General features: G+C 68.9%; 15 protein-coding genes. 11 read left to right on the top strand and 4 right to left on the bottom strand.

All coding sequences use genetic code 11. The features are described 5' to 3' along the window. Positions 1–88: 88 nt before the first annotated feature. The 11 genes from AB4079_RS17240 (at position 89) to AB4079_RS17190 (ending at position 13571) form a co-directional block, all read left to right on the top strand. Positions 89–1321: a Gfo/Idh/MocA family protein gene (locus AB4079_RS17240; protein WP_441788543.1), complete on the top strand. Its 1233-nt coding sequence runs from the start codon at positions 89–91 to the stop codon at positions 1319–1321. Beyond that, positions 1318–2010 (top strand): ThuA domain-containing protein, encoded by a 693-nt coding sequence (locus tag AB4079_RS17235; protein ID WP_441788542.1) that lies wholly within the window; start codon positions 1318–1320, stop codon positions 2008–2010. Before AB4079_RS17240 ends, AB4079_RS17235 begins: the two co-directional genes overlap by 4 nt. Then, the gene (locus tag AB4079_RS17230) at positions 1995–3092 is read left to right on the top strand and encodes a Gfo/Idh/MocA family protein (RefSeq protein ID WP_441788541.1); all 1098 of its coding nucleotides are present in this window, start codon (positions 1995–1997) and stop codon (positions 3090–3092) included. The genes AB4079_RS17235 and AB4079_RS17230 overlap by 16 nt, the downstream gene beginning before the upstream one ends. Before the next feature lie 36 nt (positions 3093–3128). Then, the gene (locus tag AB4079_RS17225) at positions 3129–4331 is read left to right on the top strand and encodes an ROK family transcriptional regulator (RefSeq protein WP_441788540.1); all 1203 of its coding nucleotides are present in this window, start codon (positions 3129–3131) and stop codon (positions 4329–4331) included. Positions 4332–4530: 199 nt separating this feature from the next. Further along, positions 4531–5841, top strand: a complete 1311-nt coding sequence (locus AB4079_RS17220; protein WP_441788539.1) for an ABC transporter substrate-binding protein — start codon at positions 4531–4533, stop codon at positions 5839–5841. A gap of 73 nt (positions 5842–5914) precedes the next feature. Continuing rightward, positions 5915–6910, top strand: coding sequence for a carbohydrate ABC transporter permease (locus tag AB4079_RS17215; protein WP_441788538.1), 996 nt, complete (start codon positions 5915–5917; stop codon positions 6908–6910). Beyond that, positions 6910–7806 carry a carbohydrate ABC transporter permease gene (locus tag AB4079_RS17210; protein WP_441788537.1) on the top strand — a complete coding sequence of 299 codons (897 nt, stop codon included), beginning with the start codon at positions 6910–6912 and terminating at the stop codon, positions 7804–7806. The genes AB4079_RS17215 and AB4079_RS17210 overlap by 1 nt, the downstream gene beginning before the upstream one ends. Before the next feature lie 16 nt (positions 7807–7822). Next, the gene (yicI, locus tag AB4079_RS17205; protein ID WP_441788536.1) at positions 7823–10090 is read left to right on the top strand and encodes an alpha-xylosidase; all 2268 of its coding nucleotides are present in this window, start codon (positions 7823–7825) and stop codon (positions 10088–10090) included. 70 nt (positions 10091–10160) lie between these two features. Further along, a complete protein-coding gene (locus AB4079_RS17200) occupies positions 10161–11339 on the top strand; it encodes an ROK family protein (RefSeq protein ID WP_441788535.1) in 1179 nt (392 codons plus the stop codon). Between the two features lie 208 nt (positions 11340–11547). Next, a complete protein-coding gene (locus tag AB4079_RS17195; protein ID WP_441788534.1) occupies positions 11548–12777 on the top strand; it encodes a multidrug effflux MFS transporter in 1230 nt (409 codons plus the stop codon). Between the two features lie 53 nt (positions 12778–12830). After that, a complete protein-coding gene (locus AB4079_RS17190; protein ID WP_441788533.1) occupies positions 12831–13571 on the top strand; it encodes a phosphatase PAP2 family protein in 741 nt (246 codons plus the stop codon). Here the strand turns inward: AB4079_RS17190 and AB4079_RS17185 are convergent. From AB4079_RS17185 to glsA, 4 genes are all read right to left on the bottom strand, one after another. After that, on the bottom strand, positions 13568–14401 hold the full coding sequence (locus tag AB4079_RS17185; RefSeq protein ID WP_441788532.1) for a helix-turn-helix domain-containing protein: 834 nt from the start codon (positions 14399–14401) through the stop codon (positions 13568–13570). The genes AB4079_RS17190 and AB4079_RS17185 overlap by 4 nt on opposite strands. A 50-nt stretch (positions 14402–14451) precedes the next feature. Further along, complete coding sequence (locus AB4079_RS17180; protein WP_441788531.1) at positions 14452–15018, bottom strand: hypothetical protein; 567 nt, start codon at positions 15016–15018, stop codon at positions 14452–14454. Positions 15019–15141: 123 nt separating this feature from the next. Beyond that, positions 15142–16770 (bottom strand): MFS transporter, encoded by a 1629-nt coding sequence (locus AB4079_RS17175; protein ID WP_441788530.1) that lies wholly within the window; start codon positions 16768–16770, stop codon positions 15142–15144. Further along, positions 16767–17771 (bottom strand): glutaminase A, encoded by a 1005-nt coding sequence (glsA, locus tag AB4079_RS17170; RefSeq protein ID WP_441788529.1) that lies wholly within the window; start codon positions 17769–17771, stop codon positions 16767–16769. Before glsA ends, AB4079_RS17175 begins: the two co-directional genes overlap by 4 nt. Positions 17772–17776 lie beyond the last annotated feature (5 nt).

Here is a 17776-nt window from a genome sequence, read left to right as displayed (position 1 = left end):
GGAAAGTTTTCCAACCTCCCGTCGAAACTTGCCCCCCGGTCCTGCGCGTCCTAGCGTCGCACGGGTACCCCGACCAGGAAGGCCGACGATGACCGAGGACACCCCGCAGCTCCGCGTCGCGATGATCGGCGCCGGCTTCATGGGCGCTGCGCACTCCCAGGGCTGGCGTACCGCTCCGCGCTTCTTCGACCTTCCCGCCGAGCCGGTGATGTCCGTCATCGTGGGTCGCGACGCCGCCCGCGTGGATGACGCCCGCCGCCGTTTCGGTTGGCAGCGGTCCGCGACCGACTGGCGCACGGTCATCGACGACCCGGAGGTCGACATCGTCGACATCTGCACCCCCGGAGACAGCCACGCCGAGATCGCGATCGCCGCACTGGAGGCGGGAAAGCACGTGCTGTGCGAGAAGCCGCTCGCGAACACCGTCGCCGAGGCGCAGGAGATGGCGGATGCCGCCGAGCGGGCCGCGGCCCGCGGCATCCGCTCGATGGTCGGCTTCAGCTACCGCCGCGTGCCGGCGATCGGCTTCGCCCGCAACCTGATCCGCGAGGGCCGTCTGGGCACGATCCGCCAGGTGCGCGCGCTGTATCTGCAGGACTGGCTGCGCGACGAGGACGGCCCGATGACGTGGCGATTGGACAAGGCGGCCGCGGGATCCGGCTCGCTCGGCGACATCGGCGCGCACGCGATCGATCTGGTCGAGCATCTGACCGGCTCGCGGCTGGCGGGCGTCTCCGGGACGTTGGCGACCTTCGTCGAGGAGCGGCCGCTGCTCGGCGAGACCGTCGGACTCTCGGGAACCGCCTCGGAGCAGCGCGGGCGCGTCACGGTCGATGACGCCGCCTGGTTCACGGCACGACTGGAGGGCGGGTCGGCCGCCGGTGCCATCGGCGCCTTCGAGGCGACGCGGTATGCGACGGGACGCAAGAACTCCCTGCGGATCGAACTCAGCGGCTCCCGCGGCGCGATCGCCTTCGACCTGGAGGCGATGAACGAGCTGCAGTTCTACGACGCGACCGCGCCGGCGGGGGAGCAGGGCTTCACCCGGATCATCGTGACCGAGCCCGAGCATCCCTACATGGCGAACTGGTGGCCCACCGGACACGCGATCGGCTACGAGCACGCCTTCAGCCACGAAGTGGTGGACTTCGTGACCGCCGTGACGAACGGGACCGACCCGGCGCCGTCGTTCGCCGACGGCCTCCACATCCAGAAGGTCCTCGAGGCGGTCGAGCGCAGCGCCGGATCGGGCAGCGCGTGGACCCGCACAGACGACGACGACACCGACGACGACAGCACCGACGAACAGAAGGAAGCATGAGCAAGCACGCACTGGTGGTCCGCGGAGGGTGGGACGGGCACATGCCCGTCGAGACCACGGACTCCTTCATCCCGTTCCTCCGCGACAACGACTTCGACGTGCGCGTCGAGGAGGGGACGGCCGTCTACGCCGACGAGGCCTACCTGGAGGGCGTCGACCTCGTCGTCCAGGTCAACACCATGAGCAGCATCGAGGACGCGGAGTTCCGCGGACTGCAGCGGGCAGTACTGAACGGCACCGGGATGGCGGGCTGGCACGGTGGCATCGCCGACTCGTATCGCAACAACGCCGACTACCTGCACATGATCGGCGGCCAGTTCGCCCACCACGCGGGCAAGGACCCGGCGGAGCGCGTCGGCGACCAGTCCGACAACTACATCCCGTACACCGTGCACATCACCGAGTACGGGAAGTCGCATCCCATCACCGCCGGCATCGACGACTTCGACCTGGTCACCGAGCAGTACTGGGTGCTGAGCGACGAGTACAACGACGTCCTCGCCACCACCACGCAGAGCGTCCGGCCGTGGGACGCGTGGAACCGCCCGGTGACCTCCCCGGCCATCTGGACCCGGCAATGGGGCGAGGGCCGCATCTTCGTCTCGGCTCCCGGCCACCGGCTGGAGATCGTCGAGAGCGAGCCCGTCCGCACCATCATCGAGAGGGGACTGCTGTGGGCGGCCCGCTGAGCATCGGAGTGATCGGCGTCGGGACGATCAGCCGGCAGTATTTCGAGCACTTCCCGAAACTCCCGAACCTGCGCCTCGTCGCGGTGGCCGACCTCGATCGTGAACGTGCCTCCGCGGTCGCCGCCGAGCAGGGCGTGGAGGGCGCGAGCGTCGATGAGTTGCTCGCCCACCCCGGCGTGGATGCGGTCCTCAATCTGACGATCCCGCAGGCCCACGCGGAGGTCGCTCTGCGTGCGCTCGACGCGGGCAAGCATGTCTACGGCGAGAAGCCGCTGGCTCTCACGACGGCCGAGGCTGCGCCCATCCTGCGGCGTGCGGAGGGGTTCGGCCTGCGGGTGGGAAGCGCCCCCGACACTGTGCTCGGCACGGGCATCCAGACCGCCCGCGCCCTGCTCGACGACGGCCGGATCGGCGTCCCCGTCGGCGCCTCCGTCGCCTGGAGCGCGCCCGGCCACGAGCTCTGGCACGCTGCTCCCGCGTTCTACTACCAGCCCGGCGGCGGCCCGCTGTTCGACATGGGGCCCTACTACCTGACGAGCCTCGTCACCTTCTTCGGCCCGGTGGTGCGCGTCTCCGGTGCGACCAGCCGCTCGTCGCGGAAGCGCACCGTCGCCAGCGGCCCGCTGGCGGGGACCGTGCTCCCGGTGGATGTGGACACGCACGTGACCGCGATCCTGGAGCATGCGTCCGGCGTCATCTCGACGGTCACGGTCTCGTTCGAGGTGTGGGCGACTCTCACCCCGAAGTTCGAGGTCTACGGCACGGCCGGGACGTTGGAGGTGCCGGACCCGAACATGTTCTCGGAGACCGTGCAGCTGGCCACCGCCGACGACCGCGAGTTCCGAGACGTTCCCGTCGCCGCCGGGTACCAGGACGCCGGCCGCGGTTACGGCCTGTCCGACCTGGCGCGTGCGATCGAGACCGATCGGCCGCACCGGGCGTCGGGCGAGCTCGCCTTCCATGTGCTGGAGATCATGGAGGCCGTGACGCGCGCGGGCGCCGAGCACACCGTCGTCCCGCTCACCTCCTCGGTGGCCCGGCCGGAGCCGGTGCCGTCGGGCGCGCGTCCCGAATCGTGGTGACGGGCCGCCCGCCCGCGGGGCGTTAGGGTCGGATTCATGTCCGCGTCCGATCTGAGCACGGTGCGCCCTGCGAGCGGTGGGGCCACCGACGCGCTGCGCCGGAGCAACCTGGCCACCATCCTCGGACTGGTGCATCGCGACGGGGACCTGTCGCGCAGCGACCTCACCCGGCTGACCGGCCTGAACCGGTCCACCGTGGGAGACCTGGTCGCCGAGCTCGCTGGACTGGGTCTGGTGGAGGTGGGCGAGGCCCCCGGAGACGGCCGCGCCGGCCGTCCCAGCCCGGTGGTGCGCGTCTCCGAGCGCGTCGCCGCCGTCGCGGTGAACCCCGAGGTGGATGCGGTGATCGTCGGTCTGGTCGGGCTCGGCGGTCGTGTGCTCAAGCGCATCCGCATCGAGACGGCGTCGGCGCGGTCGGCCGCCGAGACGGTGACGCTTGCCGCGGCCGGGATCGCCGGCATGCTCGCGGGGGAGTCGGCCATCCGGGTGATCGGGATCGGCGTCGCCGTCCCCGGGCAGGTGCGCCTCTCGGACGGCATGGTCCGTGAGGCGACACACTTCGGCTGGGTGGATGAGCCGCTCGCGACGATGCTCGCCGAGCGCACGGGTTTGCGCGTGTGGGCGGCGAACGCTGCCGTCCTGGGCCTGCGGGCGGAGAGCGCATTCGGCGCGGGCCGCGGCGTCGATGACCTCGTCTACCTGATCGGCGGAGCGTCGGGGATCGGTGGCGGAGCGGTCGGCGGGGGCCGTCTGCTCACCGGTGCAGCCGGCTATGCCGGGGAGTTCGGCCACACGTTCGTCCGTTCGGACGGCCGCCAGTGCTCGTGCGGGGCGCGCGGCTGTCTGGAGGCGGAGGTCACCCAGGCGGAGCTGCTGCGCTCCGTCGGCCTCCCGTCGGCGGATGCGGCGTCGCTCGCCGCCAGCTTGGTGGCCACGGACGATCCGGTCGCGCTCGCGGCGATGGACCGCGACTACCCGTTGCTGCAGGTCGCCACGCGCAACGCGGTGAACGCCTTCAACCCGTCGACGGTGGTGCTGGGCGGCTTCCTCGCCGCGCTGTACCGCGGGGCCCGCGCCCACGGCGCCCCGGACCTCCTCGCCGGCGCTGTCCACTCCTCGCGCGAGGGTGTGGAGGTCGTGGAGGCGGAGCTCGGACCCGACCAGCTGCTGATCGGTGCGGCCGAGCTGGTCTTCGCTGAGCTGATCGCCGACCCGGCGGGAGCCCTCGCCGCCGCCTGAGGTCGGGAATCCGGCCCGCGGGCGCATGATTGTTGCCAAGTAGAACTAATCGTCCAGTGCAGAAAAATTGCACTTCCAGATCCAAGAATCGACTTGCAATCCCCGCAAACCTCACTTATGTTGTGATCGTCAACAAATTGCATCGGAGTGGCTGCGAGGCCTGCAGACGCGTGTCCACTCCACTACAAGGAGGTAACAGATGCGCAAGAGGCACCTCGCAATCGGCGCCGTTCTGGCCGCCGGTGCCCTGATGCTCGCCGGATGCTCCGGCACGTCCGGATCGTCGTCCGACAGCACCGACGGGAAGGGCAAGACCCTCACCCTGTGGCACTTCGAGAGCGAAGACTCGGCGATGGGCAAGGCCTGGAACGAGGCCATCAAAGAGTTCGAGTCCGAGACCGGCGCGAAGGTCAAGTTCGAGGCCAAGGCCTTCGAGCAGATCCGCTCAACGGCCTCCCAGGTCCTCAACTCCGACCAGGCCCCCGACATCCTCGAGTACAACAAGGGCAACGCCACCGCCGGCCTCCTCGCCAGCCAGGGCCTGCTGAGCAACCTCGACGACGCCGTGAAGAAGTACGGCTGGGACAAGAAGCTCGCGCCGAGCCTGCAGACCACGGCCAAGTACGACGACAAGGGCATCATGGGCTCCGGCTCGTGGTACGGCATCCCCAACTACGGCGAGTACGTCGAGGTCTACTACAACAAGGACATGTTCTCGAAGTACGGCGTCGAGGTCCCCAAGACCTACGACGACTTCGTGGCTGCGCTGCAGAAGTTCAAGGACAACGGCGTCACGCCGCTCGCGGAGTCGGCGGCGGAGTACCCGCTCGGTCAGCTCTGGTACCAGCTCGCCCTGAACAACGCCGACCGCTCCTGGGTGAACGACTACCAGCTCTACAAGGGCAAGGTGAACTGGCAGGGCAGTGAGGTCAGCAACGCCACCAAGACCGTCGACGACTGGGTGCAGAAGGGCTACATCTCCAAGGACGCCTCCGGCCTGAAGGCCGAAGACGCCGGCACCTCGTTCATCTCGGGCAAGTACCCGATCTTCTTCTCGGGCAGCTGGTGGTACGGACGCTTCCAGACGGAGATCAAGAACTACCAGTGGGGAACGTTCCTCTTCCCGGGCGCCAAGCTCTCGCCCGGGTCCGCCGGAAACATGTGGGTCGTTCCCGAGAAGGCCAAGAACAAGGCTCTCGCCGAGAAGTTCATCGACATCACGATGACGCCCAAGATCCAGGCGCTGATCGGCAACAACGGCGGCGTCCCGGTCGCGGCCAAGACCAGCGACATCACCGACGAGAAGTCCAAGGAGCTCATCGCGAACTTCAACACACTCACGGGTCAGGACGGCATCGCGTACTACCCGGATTGGCCGACGCCGACCTTCTACGACCAGCTCAACGCCGGCCTGCAGGAGCTGATCAACGGCACCAAGGACCCGGCCGCGGTCAACAAGGAGCTCGGCACCGAGTACCAGGACGGCGTCGACCAGATCGTCAACCAGTAACACGAGACGGTCTCGGAGCCGTCCCGCCCGCCGGGGCGGCTCCGAGACGTCACGCAACACAAGGAGAGACCGCATGGTCGACGTGAGTGTGCGGGCGCCCGACGCGCCCGAGGCGTCCAAGACGTCGGCGCCGGCGCCCCAACGGCGCCGACGCAGCGAGGCGCTGCTGCCCGGAACCGGGCACGGGCGGTTCTGGTTGTACCTGCTGCCGGGGTTCGTCCTGCTGACGGTCATCGTCCTGGTGCCGCTGGTCTGGAACATCTACCTCAGCTTCACCAGCTACCGCGGCATCCGACCGCCGAAGTTCATCGGGCTGAACAACTGGGTCCGGCTCATGGGCGACGACAAGTTCTGGACATCGTTCGGCAACTCGATCGCGATGATCGTGGCGATGGTCGTCATCCCGACCGTCGTGGGCCTCATCCTGGCGGCCATGCTGTTCGACCTGATCGGGAAGAAGTTCGGCGGCAAGACGGCCAGCTTCCTGCGCGCGACGTTCTATCTGCCGCAGATCCTTCCCGTGGTGATCGCCGCCATCGTGATCGGCTGGATCCTGCGCCCGGACAACGGGGCGCTCAACAGCATGCTGAAGGCGGTCGGCCTGGGTGAGTTGTCGCACAACTGGCTCGGCAGCCCGGACACGGCGCTCGCGTCGATCATGGCCGTCATGGTCTGGGTGCAGATCGGCTACCCGGTCGTCATCTTCATGGCGGCCCTCCAGCGCGTCGACCCGGAGCTGTACGAGGCGGCGGAGCTCGACGGCGCCAACTGGTTCCAGCGGTTCCGCTCGATCACCGTGTCCATCATCCGGCCGGAGATCTTCGTGGTGACGCTCACCTGCACGATCGCGGCTCTCAAGGTCTTCGGACCCGTCTACACGTTGACCCGCGGAGGTCCGGGCACCGCCACCATGGTGCCCAGCTACTACTCGTACAGCGAGTTCTTCCAGAGCCAGCAGGTCGGATACGGCGCCACCATCGCCACCGCTCTCACGCTCGTGATCATCGTCGTGTCGATCCTCTTCATCACCGCCCAGAACCGGGCCGAGCGCAAGGAGAACGAGCGCTGATGACCACCACCACCGCCCGTCCGCCCGTCACCGCGCCGACGCAGCCTCCCCGTCAGCTGAAGCGGCAGAAGCCGCGCAAGACCGTCACCGACTGGGTCATCCTGATCGTCGCGATCGTGATCGGTATCGGGATCGCCTTCCCGTTCCTGCTCATCCTGATCAACTCGTTCAAGAGCCCGGCGGACTACAACGCCGGCGGTCCCCTTCAGCTGCCGACCTCGTTCTACACGGACGGGATCGTCAACTTCTGGAACCGCGTCGACTTCCCCGAGAAGCTGTGGAACTCGTTCTTCATCGCGGGCGTCGTCTCGATCCTCGCCGTCGTGATCTCCGTGCTGAACGCCTACGCGCTCGGCATCGGCCGGGTCAAGGCGCGCACCTGGATCATCGTGCTGTTCCTGCTGGCCAACATGCTGCCGCAGGAGGCGCTGCTCTACCCGTTGTACTTCATGTTCAAGCAGGTGGGTCTCTACGACAACGTGTGGAGCGTCATCATCATCTTCACCGTCATCCAGAGCGCGTTCGGCACGTACCTGCTGTCGAGCGTCTACGGGACCTTCCCGAAGGAGATACTGGAGGCCGCATCCCTCGACGGTGCCGGACGCTGGCGCATCCTGTGGCGCGTGGTGGTCCCGATCTCGCGGCCGACACTGAGCGTGCTGCTCATCTTCTTCTTCATCTGGACGTGGAACGAGTTCCTGATCCCGCTCACCTTCCTGGTGTCGAACGACAACCAGACGGTGCCCGTGGCGATCAGTGCCCTGCAAGGCGACCGGCTGATGGATGTGACCACCACCTCGGCCTCGGCCCTGCTGGGCCTCATCCCCACGCTCATCTTCTTCCTCATCTTCCAGCGCACCCTGACCCGCGGCATCACCGCCGGCGCGGTCAAGTAACCGGAGCATTCCCCGCATGAAGTTCACCGATGGTTTCTGGCAGCTCCGCGACGGCGTCACGCCGATCTACGCCCAGGAGGCGTACGACGTGTTCGCCGGCGATGGGACTGTCACGATCACCGCTCCCGCCAAGGTCATCGAGCGCCGCGGCGACACCCTCAACCGCCCCACCCTCACGGTCACGCTCAGCTCACCGCTGCCCGACGTGATCGGTGTGCGCATCGATCACTGGCAGGGCGTGCGGCCGGAGCGCGGCTTCGACCTGACGGTGGAGGAGGGGCACGCGGACGTCATCGTCGACGACGAGGCCGGCGTGCTGCGGAGCGGTGGGCTCACCGCCACCGTCACGCGCGGGGCGCCGTGGTCGCTGACCTTCTCGGCAGAGGACCCGGCCACCGGTCGCGAGCGCGTCCTGACGTCGAGCGGCCACAAGTCGATCGGGCACATGACCGTCGCGGGGGACGGAACGTACGTTCACGAGCAGCTGTCCCTCGGCGTCGGCGAGCTGGTCTACGGACTGGGCGAGCGCTTCGGGCCGCTGGTCAAGAACGGTCAGGTGGTCGACGCCTGGAACGCGGACGGCGGGACCTCGAGCGAGCAGGCCTACAAGAACATCCCGTTCTATCTGACCAACCGCGGCTACGGCGTCTTCGTCAACCATCCCGGCCACGTCTCCTACGAGGTCGGTTCGGAGTCGGTGGAGCGCGTCCAGTTCTCGGTGCCGGGGGAGAGCCTCGAGTACTACATCGTCCACGGCCCGAGCCCGAAGCAGATCCTGGAGCGCTACACCGCGCTGACCGGGCGCCCGGCGACGGTCCCCGCCTGGTCGTACGGGCTCTGGCTGTCGACGAGCTTCACCACCGCGTACGACGAGGAGACCGTCACCTCTTTCATCGACGGGATGGCGGAGCGCGACCTCCCGCTGTCGGTGTTCCACTTCGACTGCTTCTGGATGCGCGAGTTCAACTGGTGCGACTTCGAGTGGGACCCGCGCACCTTCCCCGACCCGGAGGGGATGCTCGCACGGCTGCACGACAAGGACCTCCGCGTCTGCGTCTGGCTCAACCCGTACATCGGTCAGCGCTCGCCGCTGTTCGCGGAGGCGGCCGCAGCCGGCTACCTCGTCAAGCGCCCCAACGGCGACGTCTGGCAGTGGGACCTGTGGCAGGCCGGCATGGGTCTGGTCGACTTCACCAACCCGGACGCCACCCGGTGGTACCAGGACAAGCTGCGGGCTCTGGTTGCGCAGGGGGTCGACTGCTTCAAGACCGACTTCGGTGAGCGCATCCCGCTCGAGGTGGAGTACTTCGACGGTTCGTCGCCGGAGCGCATGCACAACCTGTACACGCAGCTCTACAACCAGGCCGTCTTCGAGGTGCTGCAGGAGGCGAAGGGCGTCGGCGACGCCGTGCTGTTCGCGCGGTCCGCGACGGCCGGCGGTCAGCAGCTTCCGGTCCACTGGGGTGGCGACAACACGTCCAGCTACGAGTCGATGGCGGAGACGCTGCGCGGCGGACTGTCGCTCGCGTTCAGCGGCTTCGGGTTCTGGAGCCACGACATCGGCGGCTTCGAGGGCACGCCGGACCCCGGCGTCTTCAAGCGCTGGACCGCTTTCGGGCTGCTGTCGAGCCACTCCCGGCTGCACGGCAGCGGGTCGGTGCGGGTGCCCTGGGCGTTCGACGAGGAGGCCGTGGACGTCACCCGCCGGTTCACGAAGCTGAAGCTGCGGCTGATGCCGTACCTGTTCGCGGCGGGGCAGGAGGCGCACCGTGCGGGCACTCCCGTCATGCGTCCCCTGCAGCTCGAGTTCGCCGGCGATCCGGCGGTCGACCACCTCGACCGGCAGTACATGCTGGGCGCCGACCTGCTGGTTGCGCCGGTGTTCGCGCCGTCGGAGGTCGAGTTCTACCTCCCGCACGGCACCTGGACCGAGTTCTTCTCGGGCGAGACCGTCGAGGGCGGCCGCTGGCTGCGCCAGTCGCACGGCTTCGACAGCATCCCGCTCTATGTACGCGAGGGCGCCGTCCTCCCGCTCGGGGCTCGGGAGGACCGGCCGGACTACGACTATCGCGACGGCCTGACGCTCGCCGTGTATCCCGGACCGGACGGAGACCGGACGGTGACCGTGACGACTCCGGAGGGGGCGGAGGCGGACTACACGGTCACCCGCGCAGGGGAGTGGCTGCGAGCGACCGGACCGGCGGACATCCCCTTCACGCTCCTCGACGTGGCGACCGGCCGCACCGTCGCCGCGGATGCGGGTGGCGCAACGCTCGGCAGCTGAGGCCGACTTCGGCGGGACGGTGCCGGGCTCCCAGGCGGGAGGCGGCCGGACCGGTACAGTTACGGGGAAAATGAACGACAGAGCGGCGGGGACGAACCTCGACACGGTGCGGCGGCACAACCTCGCCGCTGTGCTCGGACTGGTGCACCGTGAGGGCCCGCTCGCGCGCTCGGCGCTGACGCAGGCGACGGGCCTGAACCGGTCGACGGTCGGTGCCCTCGTCGCCGAGCTCGGCGAGCTGGGGCTGGTCGAGGAGCGCGAGCCCGGAGCCAACAACCGGGTGGGTCGCCCCTCGCCGGTCGTCGTTCCGGCCGGTCGGGTGGTCGCCATCGCGGTCAACCCGGAGGTCGACGCGGTCACTGTGGCGATCGTGGGCTTGGATGCGACCGTCCAGCGCCGCGTGCGGTACCCGACAGGCCACGTCCCGACGGCCGAGGAGGCGATCGCGATCGTCTCCGCGCTGATCGACGGGCTCCGGCCCGCCCTGGCGGCGGCATCTCGTGTGGTCGGGATCGGCGTGGCCGTCCCGGGCCTCGTCCGTGAGGAGGACGGGGTGGTGCGGCTGGCTCCACACCTGGAGTGGACCGAGGAGCCCTTCGCGGCCGAGCTTGCGGCGGCGACCGGCTTCTCCGTTCTGGCCGCCAACGACGCCAGCCTCGGCGCGAACGCCGAGCGGCTGTTCGGCGCCGGCCGCGGGGCGGCCGACGTGGTGTACCTCAACGGAGGCGCCTCCGGCATCGGCGCCGGCGTCATTGTCGGTGGGCTCCCGCTGACCGGCATCAGCGGCTACGCGGGCGAACTCGGCCACACGCTCGTCAACTCGGCGGGCGTCCGCTGTCACTGCGGCGCGATCGGCTGCCTCGAGACGGAGGTCAGCCAGCGCGAACTGCTCCGCGTTCTCGGGATGGACGCCGCCGACGCCGACGAGCTGTCCCGCGCCCTGTCGGCGGCCGTGGGCTCGGGCGACCAGGCCGTGGTCGCCGAAGTGGATCGCCAGCTCGGTTTCCTGGCGACGGCGTTGAGGAACGCGACGAACGTGTTCGACCCGCAGCTGATCGTGCTCGGTGGGTTCCTCGGCGCGCTCCACGCGCTCGATCCTGAACGGCTGCCGCGGCTGGTATCGGAGCAGGCGCTCGCGGCGAGCGCGGAGCGGCTGTCGATCGTTCGCGCCGAACTCGGCTCCGACATCCTGATGATCGGCGCCGCCGAACTGGCGTTCGGTCCGCTGCTGGCCTCGCCCGCATCCTGAGGTCTGTTCTCGGTGCGAACGAGACCGTGACCGCAATCGGGCTTGCTCGAGACGGACAGCCGGAGACCGGATAGGATGGTTAGTACCCGACCGATCGAATCGATTCGAGGCCGGAATCCCAGCACCGCGAACCTCACGCGGTGCTTCTCTCTTGCGTCCAACGGCGGGCGCGGCCCACGCCCACCACCGACTCGCCAAGGACCTTCTCGTGACCACCGTCGTGCATCCCGGAGACTCGCTCTCCGGTCGCCAGCGCCTCGCCTACATCCTGATTCTCGGCGCCCTGACCGCACTCGGTCCGTTCACGATCGACACGTACCTACCGGCGCTGCCGACACTGCAGAGCGAATTCGGCGTCTCGACCCCCGCCATCCAGCTGACGCTGACCGCAACGACCATCGGCTTCGGCGTCGGCCAGTTGCTGGTCGGGCCGTGGTCGGACAAGATCGGCCGGCGCATTCCGCTCATGGTGTCCACCTCGGTGCACATAATCGCCTGTCTGGCCGCAGCCGTCGCCCCGAACGTCGAGCTGCTCGGTGTCGCCCGCGCCCTCCAGGGAATCGGCGCCGCAGCGGGCGGTGTGGTGGCGATGGCCATGGTCCGCGACCTGTTCGGCGGCCGGCCGCTCGTCCGCATGCTGAGCCGGCTCGCACTGGTCAACGGCCTCGCTCCGGTGCTGGCACCGCTCCTCGGCTCGTGGCTGCTGCTCGTGATGCCGTGGCGCGGCATCTTCGTCGTCCTCGCCGTTTACGGGCTGTTCGTCGTCACCTGCGTCGCGCTGTGGATCGTGGAGACGCTGCCGAAGGCGCGCCGGCAGGATGCCGGGCACTCCACCGTCGGTCAGCGCTACAAGTCGGTGCTCAGCGACCGGGTGTTCGTCGGCATCGCCATCGTGGGGGCGGCGAACTTCACCGGGCTGTTCTCCTACCTGTCGTCGAGTTCGTTCATCTTCCAGGACCTGTACCGGTTCAACGCGCAGCAGTACGGCCTGCTGTTCGCGGTGAACTCGATCGGCATCATCATCGGAGTGCAGTCGTCGGCGCGCCTCACCAAGTACGTCGGTCCCCAGTGGATCCTGGCCTGCTCGACCATCGTGATGTTCCTGGCGTCCATCTCGATCGTCGTCCTCGACCAGGCGCACGCCGGACTCTGGGGTGTGGCCGTCCCGCTATGGTTCTTCATCGCGGCGTGCGGCTTCGGCTTCCCCTGCGTCCAGGTTCTCGCGCTCAACGGTCACGGCCACGAGGCGGGGACCGCAGCCAGCCTGCTCGGCGCGCTCAACTTCGGGACGGCGGGCATCGTCTCGCCGGTCGTCGGCCTCCTCGGCGTCGGCAGCGCCGCCCCGATGGGTGCCGTCATGGCGATCTGCGCACTGGTCTCGATCGCCTCCCTCTGGCTGGTGGTCCGGCCGCGTTCGGTCCCCGAACTCGCGCACTGACGCGCCCGCGGCTGCCCTAGGCGGCCCTGGACCCGACGGGTACGTTGACAGGCATGAGCGCTCCCCAGCCCGACCCGATCAAACCGGATGCCGAGGGGCACGACGTCGTCAAAGCGGCCAGGGTCAGTCGCCGCTGGCCGGTCATCGCGGCCTCGGTCGCCGTCGTCATGGTCGTTCTGCTCGGGGTCATCATCGCTTTGCGTCCGAAGCTGCCCTTCGAGATCGACACCGAGTGGATGGGCGAGATCGTCGAGCACCGCTCCCCGTTCTGGCTCGGCCCGGCGCTGTTCTTCAACTACGCGGGCGGAGGGATCATCGGGTCTGCGGTGGTCCCCGTGGTGATCGTTCTGCTGCTGCTCGCCTTCCGGAGACCGTGGGGGGCAGCGTACTTCGCGATCGCCAGCGCCGTGTCCGTGATTCTGGTGCAGGTGCTCAAGCTGACGGTGGGGCGAGCGCGCCCGACGGAGATCCTGGTGCACGCGGACGCCGGTTCATTCCCATCCGGACATACGGCGAACGCGGCGACGATGGTGGTGGTGCTCGGCATCCTGTTCCCGCGCGTCTGGGTCTGGTGCCTCGGTGTAGCCTGGGCCGTTCTGATGGCCGTGAGCCGCACCTATCTGGGCGCCCACTGGATCAGCGACACCGTCGGCGGGCTGCTGCTCGGCACGGGCGTCGCCATCATCGTCTGGACACCGTTGGCGCACCGGCTCGCACTGGAGGCCACCAGGCCGCATCCGTTCTTCCTGGCACGAGCGCGCCCGGAGGCTCCGCCGGCGGAGTCTCGTCGCTAGCGGACGTCCCCCGGCGTCGACCGCTGGCCGGCGGCGTAGGCGCCCGGCGTGGTGCCGACGACGGCTTTGAACTCGCGGCTGAAGTGCGCCTGGTCGGCGTACCCGAGATCGGCCGCAAGTGCCGCCAGTGATGGCGCATCCGTTTCGCGGAGCGCGGCTGCTGCTTCCTGCAGGCGGTAACGCTGGATCAGCCACTTCGGTCCGAAGCCGATGTGTCCGGCGACCAGCCGCTGCAGGTGCCGGACACCGACCCCGAACCGGTCGGCGAGCTGCTCGACCCGGAGAAGGCCGCGGTCCTCCTCGACGGCTGCGACGATCCGGTCGACCAGGCGCGCATCGTCGTCCGGGTCCGGCAGTGTCTCGAGCCACGACTGGAACACCGCGATCGCGTCGGCGTCGTCGCCGTCGGCCATCGCACGGGACACGCCCGCGGTCATGGCGGCCATGCCGGGTACCACCAGCCGCGCGGGCGGCACCACGTCCGGCAGCCCACGGATCGAAGTCCCCGTCCAGCCGCGCGCAGTGCCGGGGTTCAGAAGGACGCCGAACGCCCATCCGGAGCCTTCGAGCGTCCGGGCGCTCAGGCCCCTGTGCGCGCGGAACATCGCGGCCGAGCCCGCCTCGACCACCAGATTCGCCGTGGGGTACTCGAGCACCTCCTGGCGGATGCGCGCGCCCGACGGCAGATTCCAGCGGGGGAGCCAGTAGTGCCGGACGAACAACTCCGCGCGCCCGCTCGCCACGTACCGCTCGATGGTCACGGGGGAGGAGGACGCGTTCGGCGTCAGCAATCCCTTGCTGCGCGGCTCGACGTCGGTGCGCGCTGTCACCCCGTCATCCTGTCACGACACCTCGTGGCGGGTCAGGTCGGGCTCGGGACTCAGCGACCCAGGCGGATGCGCTCGAACCAGTAGAGGAGGCGCGGCCAGGTGTGTCGCAGCTGATTCAGGGTCATCGGCTGTTCGGGCCTCGTCACGGGGATGTCAAGCTCTTCCGCGACGCGCTCCATATCGGCCAGCGACCAGAACTGCCCCCGCATCCGGATCAGCAGCCGACCCTGGCCGGAGGCGACGAACAGCTGCGGGAGGACGTCGAGAGTGCTGCTCTCATAGACCTGGACCAGGATGACGGCGCCGGCCTCGCCTGGAGCGACGTGGATAGTCCGCCCGAAGAACCCGCGCTCACGGACGCCGTCAGGCTCGATGGTGATGGTCGTGTTGAGGAAGGATGCGACGCCGACGATGGTGGCCGCGATCACGATCAGGTGGGCGACCAGCACGTAGGGCCAGCCCGGCCCCGGGATGGTCAGCCAGTACACGACCGCGAAGACGGGAGTGGTGAGCGCAAGCACCGCGATGATGCCTCCCCGGAACAGGTTGCGGCGCGGCCGCAGGACGGTTTCACGGTCTGCCCCCGCATCCCTGGCCACGTCGGTCTGCTCACTCACCCACTGAGACTTTCCTATTCCGCCGCGTCGCGGTAGCGGCATTTTGGGGGACACCCGTTCAAGGGGGTCGCCGGCATGTAGCCCTGGCCGACCCACGCGCTGGGTGCGGCCCCCATGACCCTCTCACCGCCGGACGTTCGCCGGCTCGGGGATCTCCTCCGGCCGATAGCCGGGGAGCCGGCTGGCCGGAAGGATGGCGATGGCCGAGATTCCGGCCAGGATGAGAAGGCCGATCTTCAGTGAGCTCAACCGAGCCTCTTCGTTGACGGCGACCGCCGCATCCACTTGGGCCGGCGTTGCGTCGGTCCGGCCGAGCGCCTGGCGCAGATCGTCATTGCTGATGAAGTTGACGTTGTCGAGGTCCACCTGGGCGACCAGCGACGGCGGCAGCTGCTTGTGGTCGACGACCGCCTGGCCCACGTTGAGTCCGAGGATCGTCACCAGAAGCGCGCCCGCCAGCGCGGTGCCGACCGCTGACGCCAGGTTCTGCGTCGTTCCGCGCACCGAGCCCACGTCGCCGGCCAGCTCCTTGGGCGAGGCGGTCACCAGAACGTTGAAGACCAGGGTCACGAGGGCTCCCTGGCCGATGCCGAAGACGATCAGGCCCAGGATGGTGGGCAGCGTCTCCCAGTTGTTGGTCACGACGAACGCCAGCCAGGCGAGTGCGATCGTCGTGAGCGAGAACGAGAAGACGCCGATCACCCGCGGGCTGTAGCGCTTGTAGAAGCGGACGACGAGAGTCGCCACGATGAACACGGTCAGATTGAACGGCATCATCGCGATCGACGTGTCGAAGGGCGTGCGGCCCTGCACGATCTGGATGTAAAGCGGCACCGTGAAGTTGAGCGCCGCCTCCAGCGCGACCACGATGAACATCGAGTAGACGGCCGCGCGCTCGCGCGAGGACCCGAACACCGCGAGGCTCACGAGCGGCACCTTGCCCGCCTTGGTGCGCCGCCGGGTCCACACGAAGAACGCCTGTCCGAAGACGAGGCCGAGCACGATGAACACCGGTGCGGGCGAGAGACCGAGGATGCTGAAGGGCGCACTCGGCCGCGCCAGCAGCACGCCCCAGGAGTTCAGGTTGTTGAAGCCCAGCGTGAGCAGAACGATCCCGAGGCCGATGAAGATCGCTGCGACGACGTCGATCGTGATGGCCGGGTTCGCCCCATCGCTGCGGAGCCGGAAGCTGAAGATGAAGACCGCGACAGCCAGCGCCAGCACGATCGCGAAGACAGGACGCCACCCGACGAGCGTCCCCAGCGTGCCGCCGATCAGGAACGCGCTCACGCCCGAGAGCGCCCGCGCCGAGCCGAGCGACCCGATCGCGGTCGCCTGCTGGGCGCCGTGATAGTTCTCGGCGATCAGGGCGACGAGCGACGGGACGATGATGGCCGCGGACGCGCCGGCCAGCGCCTGAGCGGTGATGGCCCAGCCCACGGTCGGCGCGAGGATCATCATCAGCGCCGAGCCGGCGAACACCGCGACGACGATACGGAAGATGAGCACCCAGCCGATGCGCTGCCCGAGCTTCGCACCGACCATCACCAGCGCGGCCACGGAGATGCCGTAGGTGACGATGGCCGTGCTCACGGTGGTGGGGGGAACGCCGAAGTCCTGCACCATCCCGCCGAGCGACACGGGCAGCGCTGCGACGTTGAAGGACATCAGCACCTGGGCCAGGAAAAGGCCGACCATCGGCACCCAGGAGGCGCGTTCCGTACCCGTTTTCGTCGTCTGCGCGGTGGTCATGCGTTGCTCCCTCGATCGTCGGACGCGAAGATGTTCAGTCCGAGGGTGCGCGACAGGTACGCCGTCGCGCGCTGCCCCCGAACGCTGTTGCCCGCGCTGTCGAGCGGGGGAGAGAACGTGCCGATCGCGCCTTTGCCCGGAGCGACCGTCACGATGCCGCCGGAGACGCCCGACTTTCCGGGAAGACCGATCTCGAACAGCCACTCGCCGCTGCGCTCGTAGAGTCCGTTCGCGGCGAGCACGGCGAGCGTGTCGCGGCAGACGTCGGCGGAGACCACCTGCTGCCCGGTGATCGGGTTGACGCCGCCGTCGGCCAGCGTCGCGCCCATCACGGCGAGGTCGTGCGCCGAGACCAGCAGCGAGCACTGGCGCGTGTACACATCCACGATCTCGAGCGGGTCTCGGTCGAGCCGGCCGTAGCTCTGCAGCAACCTCCCGATGGCCTGGTTGCGCTGGTTGGTGGCGGCCTCGGAGGCGTACACGCGCTCGTCCAGTTCCAGCGGGCGGCCCGCGAACCCGGACAGCCCGGCCAGGACCGCCGACCAGGTGTCCTCGGCCGTGTCTCCCGGGACCAGCGCCGTCGTCGCGATAGCGCCCGCATTGACCATGGGGTTCATCGGGTGGCCCGCGTTCAGCTCGATCGCGATCACCGAGTTGAAGGGAAGCCCGGTGTTGTTCACGCCGACGATGTCGCCGACGCGCTCGTGCCCGACCGCATCGCAGGCCAATGCGTACACGAACGCCTTCGAGATCGACTGGATCGAGAAGAGCACCTGCGCGTCACCCGCGGAATGCAGGGAGCCGTCCACCTCGGCCACGCAGACACCGAACGATTCGGGGTCGGCTTCGGCGAGCACGGGGATGTAGTCGGCGACCGTCCCCGCCGCGACCGGCCGCGCCCGCTCGTAGGCGAGCGCGACCCATTCCTCCACTTCGTCCCACGCGGGCATGCGCCCCGTGGCGACGCGCTGCGGGACGCCCTCCGTGTCTGTTTCCAGCATCGAGC

Origin of the sequence: Leifsonia sp. 2MCAF36, from assembly GCF_052115525.1 — a bacterium.
Classification (GTDB): domain Bacteria; phylum Actinomycetota; class Actinomycetes; order Actinomycetales; family Microbacteriaceae; genus Leifsonia.
Note: the sequence above shows the minus strand (reverse complement) of the source record. Positions and strands in the feature narration are given on the sequence as shown.